Origin of the sequence: Kocuria sp. SM24M-10, assembly GCF_001027955.1 — a bacterium.
GTDB lineage: Bacteria > Actinomycetota > Actinomycetes > Actinomycetales > Micrococcaceae > Kocuria > Kocuria oceani.
Map to the genome: position 1 here is coordinate 1 of NZ_LDNX01000137.1, position 11,593 is coordinate 11,593.

Annotated in this window: 11 protein-coding genes; 5 read left to right on the forward strand and 6 right to left on the reverse strand. The window is 75.1% G+C overall.

Annotation, left to right across the window (positions count from 1 at the left end; all coding sequences use genetic code 11):
* The coding region (locus ABL57_RS16700) for a chromosome segregation SMC family protein (protein ID WP_203225666.1) at positions 1-1,305 on the reverse strand (1,305 nt) is incomplete at its 3' end.
* Between the two features lie 257 nt (positions 1,306-1,562).
* Here ABL57_RS16700 and ABL57_RS16705 point away from each other — a divergent pair.
* The 3 genes from ABL57_RS16705 to ABL57_RS16715 all read left to right on the forward strand — a co-directional run bounded on the left by ABL57_RS16705 (position 1,563) and on the right by ABL57_RS16715 (position 6,592).
* On the forward strand, positions 1,563-2,588 hold the full coding sequence (locus ABL57_RS16705; RefSeq protein ID WP_047804610.1) for a 3-oxoacyl-ACP synthase III: 1,026 nt from the start codon (positions 1,563-1,565) through the stop codon (positions 2,586-2,588).
* A 129-nt stretch (positions 2,589-2,717) separates the two neighbouring features.
* Positions 2,718-5,414: an alpha/beta fold hydrolase gene (locus ABL57_RS16710; RefSeq protein WP_047804618.1), complete on the forward strand. Its 2,697-nt coding sequence runs from the start codon at positions 2,718-2,720 to the stop codon at positions 5,412-5,414.
* Complete coding sequence (locus tag ABL57_RS16715) at positions 5,411-6,592, forward strand: NAD(P)-dependent oxidoreductase (RefSeq protein ID WP_082157518.1); 1,182 nt, start codon at positions 5,411-5,413, stop codon at positions 6,590-6,592. The genes ABL57_RS16710 and ABL57_RS16715 overlap by 4 nt, the downstream gene beginning before the upstream one ends.
* A gap of 67 nt (positions 6,593-6,659) precedes the next feature.
* Here the strand turns inward: ABL57_RS16715 and mutM are convergent, their stop codons facing one another.
* From mutM to coaD, 5 genes are all read right to left on the reverse strand, one after another.
* Positions 6,660-7,601 carry a bifunctional DNA-formamidopyrimidine glycosylase/DNA-(apurinic or apyrimidinic site) lyase gene (gene mutM, locus ABL57_RS16725; protein WP_047804612.1) on the reverse strand — a complete coding sequence of 314 codons (942 nt, stop codon included), beginning with the start codon at positions 7,599-7,601 and terminating at the stop codon, positions 6,660-6,662.
* A gap of 20 nt (positions 7,602-7,621) precedes the next feature.
* Entirely contained in the window at positions 7,622-8,320 is a 699-nt protein-coding gene (gene rnc, locus ABL57_RS16730; RefSeq protein WP_047804613.1) for a ribonuclease III, read from the reverse strand.
* 5 nt (positions 8,321-8,325) lie between these two features.
* Positions 8,326-8,529 (reverse strand): 50S ribosomal protein L32, encoded by a 204-nt coding sequence (gene rpmF / locus ABL57_RS16735; protein WP_031282896.1) that lies wholly within the window; start codon positions 8,527-8,529, stop codon positions 8,326-8,328.
* A 2-nt stretch (positions 8,530-8,531) separates the two neighbouring features.
* Complete coding sequence (locus ABL57_RS16740; RefSeq protein ID WP_369821441.1) at positions 8,532-9,044, reverse strand: DUF177 domain-containing protein; 513 nt, start codon at positions 9,042-9,044, stop codon at positions 8,532-8,534.
* Between the two features lie 170 nt (positions 9,045-9,214).
* Complete coding sequence (gene coaD, locus ABL57_RS16745) at positions 9,215-9,682, reverse strand: pantetheine-phosphate adenylyltransferase (RefSeq protein ID WP_047804614.1); 468 nt, start codon at positions 9,680-9,682, stop codon at positions 9,215-9,217.
* 46 nt (positions 9,683-9,728) lie between these two features.
* Here coaD and ABL57_RS16750 point away from each other — a divergent pair, with 46 nt between their 5' ends.
* The gene (locus ABL57_RS16750) at positions 9,729-10,949 is read left to right on the forward strand and encodes an aminotransferase class I/II-fold pyridoxal phosphate-dependent enzyme (protein ID WP_047804615.1); all 1,221 of its coding nucleotides are present in this window, start codon (positions 9,729-9,731) and stop codon (positions 10,947-10,949) included.
* A gap of 199 nt (positions 10,950-11,148) precedes the next feature.
* On the forward strand, positions 11,149-11,394 hold the full coding sequence (locus ABL57_RS16755) for a hypothetical protein (protein ID WP_047804616.1): 246 nt from the start codon (positions 11,149-11,151) through the stop codon (positions 11,392-11,394).
* Positions 11,395-11,593: the final 199 nt, after the last annotated feature.

The following is an 11,593-nucleotide window of genomic DNA, read 5'->3' on the forward strand; positions in this document are numbered from 1 at the left end:
GAGGCTGTCGGCCTCCGCGCCGGCCCGTTCCCGCCGCTCCCCGGCCTCGGCGCGGGTGGTGTGCAGGCGGGCGAGCTCGTTCTCGGCCGCCTCCACCCGGGAGCGGGCCGCCGCCACGGCGCCCGTCAGCCGGGCCAGGCCCTCGCGCCGGTCGGCGGCCGCCCGGAGCAGCCCGGTGACCACGGCGTCCTGGGCCCGGGCGGCGGCCTCGGCGGCCTCCCGGTCCTCGATGGCCGCGGCGAGCCCGTCCGTTGCGTCCTCGACCTGCTCGAGCAGCAGGTCCTGCTCCGCCCGGGTGCGGGCGGCCTGCGCGGCGAGCCGGTCCGGGTCCCGGGCCGGCTCGGCGGGCTCGGCGGCCGGGCCCAGCAGCCGGCGCCGTTCGGCGGCCAGGGAGGCCACCGACCGGTAGCGCTCCTGCACCGCGGTGAGCTGGTACCACGTGTCCCGGGCCGCGTTGAGCGCCGGTGTCGCGCGTGCGGCGCGGGCCTCGACATCGGCCTGCCGGGCGCGCCCGGCGTCGAGGTCCTGCTCCGCCTGCGCACGCTCGGCGCGCAGCCGGCGCTCCAGGTCCTCGTCGACCGCGAGCGAGGTGCGGGCCCGGACGAGGTCGTCGGCCAGCAGCCGGGCCCGGGCGTCGCGGACGTCGTGCTGGATCCGCTGGGCGCGGCGGGCCACCCGGGCCTGCCGCCCCAGCGGGGTCAGCTGGCGGCGGATCTCGGCGGTGAGGTCCTCGAGCCGGTCGAGGTTCGCCTGCATGGCCTCCAGCTTGCGCAGCGTGCGCTCCTTGCGGCGGCGGTGCTTGAGGATCCCGGAGGCCTCCTCGACGAACCCGCGGCGCTCCTCGGGCGTGGCGTGCAGGATCCGGTCGAGCTGGCCCTGGCCCACGATGACGTGCATCTCGCGGCCGAGCCCGGAGTCGGAGAGCAGCTCCTGGATGTCCAGCAGCCGGCAGGCCCGGCCGTTGATCGCGTACTCGGAGCCGCCGGAGCGGAAGAGCGTGCGCGAGATCGTGACCTCGGAGTACTCGATCGGCAGGGCTCCGTCGGCGTTGTCGATCGTCAGGGCCACGTGGGCGCGGCCGAGCGGGGCCCGCCCGGCCGTGCCCGCGAAGATGACGTCCTCCATCTTCCCGCCGCGCAGCGACTTGGCGCCCTGCTCCCCCATGACCCACGAGAGGGCGTCCACCACGTTGGACTTCCCCGAGCCGTTGGGCCCGACGACGGCGGTGACCCCGGGCTCGAACTCGAAGGTGGTGGCCGAGGCGAACGACTTGAACCCGCGCACGGTCAGGGTCTTCAGGTGCACGGGCGGCCGGTCTCCTGGGCTGAGGGTTCGGGGGTCGCCCCCACTGTACTCGGGCGCGTCCCGGCGCGGCGGCGCGGTGCGGGCAGGGGCCGGGCCGGACGGAAAAGGTAAGCCTGCAGAGAAACGGCGGGGCCCGGGCACCGCGCCGCCGACCGGCCGGTAGACTGACCGCGACCAGCACGACCTGCCGACCCGTGACCGCGCCTGCCGGGCGCCGGAGCGGGGCGTCGGCGAGCCCCTAACGAAAGCCAGAGACCTTGACCGGTAATTCCTCGATCCGTCACCAGAACGCCGCGCTCCTGGCCATCACGAAGGTCGAGGCCGACGAGGTGGTGCCCTCGTCCCACGCCGACGAGGTCCTGGAGGACACGTTCGCGCGGCTGAAGATGCCGAAGGGGCTGCTGCAGCGCCTCGCGGGCGTCAACGAGCGGCGCGTGTGGTCGCCGGGGCGCCACTTCACCGACGGCGCCGTGGAGGCGGGCGAGGCGGCCCTGGCCCGGGCGGGGGTCCGCCCGGAGCAGGTGGGGCTGCTGATCAACGCCTCGGTGACCCGCGACGGCTACGAGCCGGCGGTCTCGGTGTCCGTGCACCACCGGCTCGGGCTGGCGCCCTCCGCGCTGAACTTCGACGTGACCAACGCGTGCCTGGGCTTCGTCAACGGGCTCACGATCGCCTCCACGATGATCGACTCGGGCGCGATCGACTACGCCGTCGTCGTCGCCGGCGAGGACCCGACCCCCTGGCACCGCGAGACGTACGAGCGGCTGCAGGGCCCGGACGTGACCCGCGCGGACGTGGTGCGGGAGTTCGCCACCCTGACCCTCGGCTGCGGGGCCGCCGCCGCCGTGGTCGGCCCGGCCGAGCGGCACCCGGAGGGCCACCGCATCGCGGGGTCCGTGACACGGTCCGCGACCGAGCACCACGGGCTGTGCATCGGCGGCTTCGACGGCATGTACACCGACGCCACGGGCCTGCTCAAGCACGGCGTGGGACTGCTCGCCGACGCCTGGCACGATGCGCACCAGGACGGCTGGGAGTGGTCGACGATGGACCGCTACATCGGCCACCAGGTCTCCATGTCCCACACCAACAAGCTGTTCCAGGACGTCGGGATCGCCCCGGAGCGCTTCCCGCTGACCTTCCCCTTCTGGGGCAACGTCGCGGCCGCGGCCCTGCCCATGACGCTCGCCCTCGAGGCCGAGCGGCTCGAGCAGGACGACCGGGTCCTGCTGCTGGGCGTCGGCTCCGGGCTCAACGCGACGTACATGGAGATCGACTGGTGACTCCCCGGCGCTGAGCGCCGCCCGACCGACCCCGCACGCCCGCACCCGACGAGGAGCCCCACGCCCATGGCACGCAGACGACCGTCCACGACCTCCCAGCACGACGGGCCGGACGCGGCACGGCTGCCCATGACGGAGGTGCCGCTGCCCGGGGTGGACCCGGCCTGGTCCCGCACGGTCACGGTCGCCTCCACCGCGCCCGTGGAGCCCGTGCCCGGACGTCGCCGCCGCTGGCACCTGCTGGACAACGCGGCCTCGCTGGAGGCGGCCGGGCTGACCCCGCGCGGCACGGTGCTCGCCGTGCACGGCAACCCGACCTGGTCCTACCTGTGGCGCGACGTGCTGGCCGCCGGCGTCGACCCCGCCAACCCGTGGCGGGTCGTGGCCGTGGACCAGCTCGACATGGGCTTCTCCGAGCGCACCGGGCTCTTCCGCCGCCTGGACGACCGGGTGCGGGACCTGTCCGACCTCACCGCCGAGCTCGGCCTCGACGACGCCACCACGCCCGTGGTGACCCTCGCCCACGACTGGGGCGGACTGATCTCCTCGGGCTGGGCGCTGGAGCACCCGGGCGTGCACCGCGGCGTGGTGCTCACCAACACCGCCGTCCACCACGACGGCGCCGAGGAGATCCCCGCCTCCCTGCGCCTGGCCCTGGCCCCGGCCGCCCACGGGCTGCTCACCGAGCGCACCACGGCCTTCCTCGACGTCGCGCTGGCGCTGGCGGACCCGTCCCTGCCCGCGGACGTCCGGACGGCCTACCGGGCCCCGTACGCCACGAGCGCCCGGCGCGAGGCGATCCGGCACTTCGTGGCCGACATCCCCGTGCCCGCCGACCACCCCTCCCACGCGCGCTTCGAGCAGATCGCCGCCGGTGTGGCCGGGATGGACGTCCCCGCCCTGCTCCTGTGGGGCACCGGGGACCCCGTGTTCCAGGAGCGCTACCTGCAGGACCTCATGCGGCGGCTGCCGCACGCCGACGTGCACCGCTACGAGGGCGCCCAGCACCTGCTGCCCGAGGCCCGGGACATCGCGGGCCCGCTGATGGCCTGGCTCGCCGACCGCTTCGGGCCCGGCCCCACCCGGCGCGAGCTGCACGTGCAGCGCCGCGCCACGGCCCGGGGCGCCCACGTGCCGTTCCACGCGGAGCTCGAGCAGCGCCGCACGGACCTCGGCCTCGCCGTGGTCGACATGGCCCGCGGCGCCGAGGCCGCGGGCCCGCGGGCGGCCGCGGCCCCGGTGCGGGCCAGCCTCAGCTGGGCGGAGCTGGCCGACCGGGTCGACCGCCTCGCCGCCGGCCTGGCCGGCATCGGGGTGCGCCCCGGGGACCGCGTGAACCTCATGGTCCCTCCGGGCTCGGACCTCACCGCGCTGCTCTACGCGTGCCTGCGCGTCGGCGCCGTCGTCGTCGTCGCGGACACCGGGCTGGGCCCGAAGGGGCTGACCCGGGCGCTCAAGGGCGCGGGTCCGGACTGGCTGGTGGGCATCCGCAAGGCCCTGGTCGCCGGACGGGCACTGGGCTGGCCGGGCACCCGGATCTCCCTGGAGCGCCTCGACGCGGTCTCCCGCCGTGCCCTCGGCGTGGCCCACGACGTCCCCGGCCTGCTGGAGTCCGCGCCGCGCCCGGAGCTGCCCGCCCCGGGCCCCGAGGCGGACGCCGTGGTGCTGTTCACCTCTGGGTCCACCGGGCCGGCCAAGGGCGTGGTCTACACCCACCGGCAGCTCTCCGCGATGCGGGACGCCGTGCGCGGCACCTACGGCCTGTCCGCCGGCACCGGGCTCGTGGCCGGCTTCGCGCCGTTCGCCCTGCTCGGGCCCGCCATGGGCACGACCTCGGCGACCCCGGACATGGACGTCACGGCACCGAAGACCCTCACGGCCCGCGCCCTGGCGGACGCCGCCTCCGCGATCCGGGCGACCGCGGTGTTCCTGTCCCCGGCCGCGATCACCAACGTCCTGGCCACCGCCCACGAGCTCGACGAGGGCCAGCGCCTGGCGCTGGGCCGCGTGGAGCTGGTGCTCTCGGCCGGGGCGCCGCTGCCGGAGGCGCTGCTGGAGCGGTTCCAGGAGCTGGTGCCGGCCGCGACGCTGCACACGCCCTACGGCATGACCGAGGGGCTGCCCCTCACCGACGTCACGCTCGGCACCATCCGGCAGGCGCGCCGGGACGGCACCGCCGCGGAGGGCTCCCCGGTGGCCGGCGCCGGCAACGGCGTGTGCGTGGGCACTGCCGTGCACGGGGCCGAGCTCGGCGTCACCGCCCTGGGCCCGGACGGCGTGCCCGGCGACGAGATCACCACCGCGGCCGGGACCACCGGCGAGATCGTCGCCCGCGCCCCGCACGTCAAGGACCGCTACGACCGGCTGTGGGCCACGGAGCACCTGAGCACCCAGCTGCCCGGCTGGCACCGCACCGGGGACGTGGGGCACGTCGACGCCGCCGGCCGGCTGTGGGTGGAGGGCCGGCTGGCGCACGTGATCGTCGCCGCCGGGGGCGTGCTCACCCCGGTCGCGGCCGAGCACGCGGCCCAGGCCGTGCCGGGGGTGGGCCGCGTCGCCGTGGTCGGCGTGGGCCCGGCCGGTGCCCAGGTGCCCGTGGCGGTCGCGGAGACCGTGCCGCCGGCCCCGCGGCCCGGACCCGCCGGTCCCCTGCTGACCGGCGCCGTGCGCGACGCCGTGCGGGAGGCGACCGGCATGGACCTCGCGGCCGTCCTCGTGCTCCCCGAGCACCCCACCGACATCCGGCACAACTCCAAGATCGACCGAGCCCTGCTGGCCGGGTGGGCCGACGCCGCCCTGGCCGGAGGAAGGATCAGGAACCCGTGAACGGCAAGCACCGCAAGGACGGCCCGCACGACGAGAAGGTCCCCGCCTACGACGCCACCGTGGCGGAGGGCGCCCCGCCGGCCGACACCGGCAGCCACGAGGCGGACCGCGGACCCCGGGAGCTGGAGGGGCGCGGCCGCACGGTGCTCGTCACCGGCGCCTCCGGGATGCTCGGGGAGCACGTGGCGCGCCTGCTCCGGAGCCGGAACTGGACGGTGCGGCTGCTGCAGCGCCGGCACGCCGACCTGGCCGACCAGCCCGGCGTGCAGGAGGTGCTGGGCTCCGTGACCGACCCGGAGGCCGTGGCCCGCGCGCTGGAGGGCGTCGACGACGTCGTCCACCTCGCCGCGAAGGTCTCCTTCGCCGGGGACTGGGACGAGTTCGTGCTGACCAACGTCACGGGCACCCGGGTGCTGCTGGAGACGGCCCGGCGCGCGGGCGTGGACAACGTGGTGTTCGTCTCCTCCCCCTCGGTCGCCCACACGGGGGTGTCGATCGTGGGCGAGCCCGCCCGCCCGGCCGACCCCGTGCACGCCCGCGGCGACTACGCCCGGTCCAAGGCCGCCGCGGAGCTGCTCGCGCTCGAGGCGGACGGCCGGGGACTGCGGGTCACGGCCGTGCGCCCCCACATCGTGTGGGGCCCCGGCGACACCCAGCTGGTCGAGCGCGTGGTGGACCGCGCCGGCCGGGGCCGGATGCCGCTGCTGGACCACGGCGCGGCGCTGATCGACACCACCTACATCGACAACGCCGCCGAGGCGATCGTGCGGGCGCTGGAGCGCATCGAGTGGTCGCACGGGCAGGCGCTCGTGGTGACGAACGGCCAGCCGCGCACCGTGGGCGAGCTGATCTCCGGGTTCTGCCGCGCGGCGGGCGTGCAGCCGCCCACCCGGCGGGTCCCCGGCGCAGTGGCGCGCGTCGCCGGGAAGCTCATCGAGAAGCTCTGGGCGCTGCGGCCGGGGGCCGACGAGCCGCCGATGACGGCGTTCCTGGCCGAGCAGCTGTCCACGGCGCACTGGTTCGACCAGCAGACCACCCGCGAGGTGCTCGACTGGTCGCCGGCCGTGACGATCGAGGAGGGCATGCGGCGGCTGGCCGAGTACTACCGCACGCACCCGCTGGGCGCCCACGACGCCCCGCAGCCGGACACCGGTTCCACCGCGGCCGACGCCGCCTGAGTCGGCACCCGCCGGGCCGGCACCTTCTGGGCCGGCGTCGCGGGTGCCGGCGCCCCGCCGCGTCCGGTCAGAACCGGGCGTTGCGGGGCGCGCGCTGGCAGGCCGGGCAGCGGTAGGAGGAGCGGTTCATGAACTGCTCGCGCACGATCAGCGCCGCCCGGCCCTCCTCGGCGCACCGGGGGCAGGGCCGGCCGGAGCGGCCGTAGGCGTTGAGGTCGCGGGCGAAGTAGCCCGACTCCCCGTTGACGTTGACGTAGAGGGAGTCGAAGCTCGTCCCGCCGGCCGCGAGGGCCCGGTCCATCACCGCCCGGACCGCCGCGAGCACCCGGTGCGTCTCGGGGCGCCGGAGCGTGTCGGTGGGGCGGGCCCAGTGCAGGCGCGCCTGCCACAGCGCCTCGTCGGCGTAGATGTTGCCGATCCCCGAAACCATGGCCTGGTCCAGCAGGGCCCGCTTGAGCCCGGTGCGGCGCCGGCGCAGCCGGTCGTGCAGGAGGTCGGCGTCGAAGGCCGGGTCCAGGGGGTCGCGGGCGATGTGGGCCGCGCGGGTGGGCACGGCCGCCAGCCCCGTGGCGGAGCGTCCGCCCGGGGCGCCGTCGTCGGTGGGCACGAGCCGGTCCAGGAGCATGCCGCCGAAGATCCGCTGGTCCACGAAGCGCAGCTCGGCCGGGGTGCCGGGGCGCTCGGACAGGCTCAGCCGCACCTTGAGGTGCTTCTCCGCGGGCAGCCCGGCGTCCTTGACGAGCAGCTGCCCGCTCATCCCCAGGTGCACCAGCAGGGCTTCCTGGGGCGTGTCCCCGGCCGGCCCGGTCAGCGGCAGCCAGAGGAACTTGCCGCGGCGCACGGCGTCGCCGACCACCGCGCCCTCGAGCTCGTGGGCGAAGGCGACCGGACCGGCCTCGTGCCGGCGCACCGAGCGGGGGTCGAGGACCTGCACGGCCTCGATCCGGCGGCCCACGACCCAGCGCTCCACGCCGCGGCGGACGACCTCGACCTCGGGCAGCTCAGGCACGGGCGCCCCGCGTTCCCGGCTCAGGCACCGCTGCGGGCCACCAGGGCCGCGTAGGCCTGCGCGGCGGCGGAGCGCTCGGCCTCCTTCTTCGTGGTGCCGGTGCCGGTGCCGTGGTCCTTGCCGCCGATGAGCAGGTGCGCCTCGTAGCGGCGGTCGTGGTCCGGGCCGGTGCCCTCCACGGCGTAGCGGACGGGTCCCAGGCAGCGGGCCGCGGCGAGCTCCTGGATCTCGGTCTTCCAGTCGCGGCCCTCGGTCATCACGAAGCCGTCCTCGAGCAGCGGCACGACCAGGCGCAGCACGAAGTCGCGGGCGGCCTCCAGCCCCGAGCACACGTACACGGCGCCGATCAGCGCCTCCATGGTGTCGGCGAGGATCGAGGCCTTCTCGTGGCCCCTGGTCCGCACCTCGCCCTTGCCCAGACGGATGTGCGCGCCCACGTCGAGGGAGCGCGCGAGGTCGGCGAGGGTGCGGGTGCTCACCACCGCCGCGCGGATCTTGGCGAGGTTGCCCTCGGAGTCGTCGGGGTAGCGGTGGAAGATCTCGTCGGTGACCGCCAGTCCCAGCACGGAGTCGCCGAGGAACTCGAGCCGTTCGTTGTGGCCCTGTCCCTCGTGCTCGTACGCGTAGGAGCGGTGGGTCAGCGCAAGACGGAGCGTCTCGGCGTCGATGTCGACGCCGAGACGCTCCAGCAGGTCCTGAGGGTTGGCGGTGGTGGTCACCGTGGTCAGGCGTCGGCCACCTTGCGGCCCTTGTACTCCAGGAACAGCGCGGTCCCCGCGGAGTCGGTCACGACCTTGGCCTGGTGCGGCAGGCTGTAGGTGACCTTGCCGTTCTCGACGGTCTTGACCAGCTTCGGCGCGGTCGCCTTCCACTGGGAACGGCGTGCACGGGTGTTGGCACGGGACATCTTCCGCTTGGGAACAGCCACGGCTATCTCTCTTCTCTCGTATCGGTCGTCTTCTCCGAGGTGTCCTGCTCGAGCAGGCCCGACAGGGCGCTCCAGCGAGGATCGAGCACCTCGTGGTGGTGTCCCGGGTCGTCCTCCAGGCGCGCGCCGCACTGGGCGCACAACCCCTGGCAGTCCTCCCGGCACACCGGTTGGAACGGCAGCTGAGTGATCACTGCGTCCCGAAGCATGGGCTCGAGGTCGATCGTCTCGTCCTGAACTTCATACATCTGGTCGTCCTCGACGTCCTCCCCACCGGTGGTGGCGGCGTCGAAGAGGTACAGCTCCTGCACGTCGACGTCCAGATCGTAGTCGATCGGGTCGAGGCATCGGCTGCACTCGCCGTGGATGTCCACGGCAGCCGTGCCGGACACCAGGATCCCGTCGTGGACGGACTCCAGCCGGAGGTCCAGCTCGATGTCCGAACCCTCCGGGGCGCCGATGAGTGCGTTGCCGAAGTCCTTCGGCGCGGGCACCACCTTCTCCAGTCGTCGCATCGTCCCCGGGCGGTGCTCGAGGTCCCTGACATCGATGATGAGGGGCGAACTGTTCTCGCGACTGATGACGATCTCCTGGTGAAATTCTGGCCGACAGGCCATGGTAGCGCGCCCCGCCGCCCGTTCTCAAACGGGACGCGCCCCGGCGGCCCCGGACGGTACCGGCGGGCTCAGCCCCGCAGGGCGCGCAGCACAGGCCCGGGCACGAAGCCGGAGACGTCCCCGCCGAGCCCTTGGACCTCCTTGACGAGGGTGGACGACAGGTGCAGGAACTGCGGGTCCCCCGCCAGGAACACGGTCTCGACCCGGGTGAGGTCGCGGTTCATCGTGGCCATCGGCACCTCGTACGCGTAGTCCTCCCCCGAGCGCAGCCCCTTGACCAGCGCCACCGCGCCCCGCTGCGCCGCGTAGTCCGCGAGCAGGCCTCCGCCCATGGGCTCGACGACGACGCCGGCGATCCCCGCGAGGCTCTCCTCCACCAGGGCCAGCCGCTGCTCGTGGTCGAAGCGGTAGCGCTTGTGCGGGTTCGTGGACACCGCGACCACGACCTCGTCGAAGAGCGCCGCGGCGCGCGCGACGACCTCCACGTGGCCGTTGTGGATGGGGTCGAAGGAGCCGGGGCAGATCGCTCGGTGCATGGGCCCCATCCTAGGCACGCCGCCGCGGGACCCTAGACTGGCGGCCATGGATGCCGATGCCGCCGCCCGCACGTCCCGCGCCCCCTGGGAGCGCATGGCCCACGGAGGAGGCATGCTGACCACCGCCGGGGAGCTCTCCGGGACGGTGTTCGAGGAGATGTCGCGGCTGGCCGCCCGGACGGGGGCGATCAACCTGGGCCAGGGCTTCCCGGACGTCGACGGGCCGCCGGAGATGCTCGACGCCGCCGCGGCCGCCCTGCGCGGCGGCGGCAACCAGTACTCCCCGGTGGCGGGGGTGCCGCAGCTGCAGGAGGCCGTCGCCGAGCACCAGCGCCGCTTCTACGGGCTCGAGCCGGACCCGGCCTTCGGCGTCGTCGTGACCGTGGGCGCCTCCGAGGGGCTGGCCGCGAGCCTGCTCGCGTTCCTGCGCCCCGGGGACGAGGTCGTCACCTTCGAGCCGCACTACGACCTCTACGGCGCCGTGGTGGAGTTCGCGGGCGCGCGGCTGGTCACGGTCCCGCTCGAGCCCCCGCGCTTCTCCCCCGACCTCGACCGCCTCGCCGCGGCCTTCGGGCCGCGCACCCGCATGGTGGTCCTCAACGACCCGCACAACCCCACGGGCACCGTGTTCGACGACGCCGTGCTGTCCCGGGTGGTCGAGCTGGCCGAGGAGCACGACTGCGTGGTGGTCACGGACGAGGTCTACGAGCACCTGCGCTACGACGGCGCCCACCGCCCCCTGGCGGCCCTGCCGGGGGCCTTCGAGCGGACCCTCACCGTCTCCTCGGTGGGCAAGACGTTCTCGGCCACGGGCTGGCGCGTGGGCTGGGTGAGCGGACCGGAGCACCTCGTCGGCGCGGTGCGGGCCACCAAGGCGTACTTCACGCACAGCGCCGCCACACCCCTGCAGCTCGGGGCGGCGGCGGCGCTGCGCCTGCCGGACGCCTTCTACGAGGGTCTGGCCGAGGACTTCCGGCAGCGCCGCGACGTGCTCGTGCAGGGGCTGGCCGCCGCGGGCGCCGAGCCGTTCGAGCCGCAGGGCACGTTCTTCGTCGTGGCCGACGTGCGCGCGCTGTGCGAGCGGCACGGCGTCGGGGACGCCACCGCGCTGGCCCCCGTGCTGGCCGAGCGCCCCGGCGTGGTGGGCGTGCCGGTGCCGGCCCTCGCCTCGGCGGCGCACCGGGGCCTGTACGGCACTTGGATGCGCTTCTCCTTCGGCAAGCGCCGGGACCTCCTGGAGCAGGCGGCCCAGCGGCTGGCCGGCTGAGCCGCGGCCGGCCCGTCACACACGGTCAGCACCCTTGGCGCGGCCGCGCCGGGTGGCTAGCGTGGTGCGCACCCACGAGCCCGGTGGAGCGTTCCGGGCGCGGGCCGGCGGCCCGTCGACGGCCGCCGTCGTCAGTGGGGCCGGCACGCGCGGCCGCGGCGACCGGCCCCTCCCGAGAGGTGTGTCCGAAGGGGGAACCATGCCAGCAGGCCAGGGCAAGAACATCCGGCGCGTCACGAGCGTCGACGTGATCCGCAGCAGGCAGGGGGACGGTGACACCGGCTCCTACACGTTCGAGCTGACGCTCGACGACGGCGTGGAGGAGTACCTGCTCGTCGTCCCGGAGAGCGAGGCCAGCACCGTGGCCCGGCTCATCCAGCACAGCAGCTCGATCCAGCTGGACAAGAACACGGACGACCTGGTCTTCGAGAAGTACGGGGACTGAGTCCCGCCCGCGGCGACGGCCGCCGCTGCCGAGGTAGCGGCGGCCGTCGCCGCGGTGCGATCACGGGAGGAGCTCAGATGGTCGCCCGGCGGCCGAGGGCCCGGTAGCAGAAGCCGGCGGCGGCCCAGCGCTCGGGGTCGAGCACGTTGCGCCCGTCCAGGATCTGCGGCACGGCCACCAGCGGGTCCAGCTGCTCGGG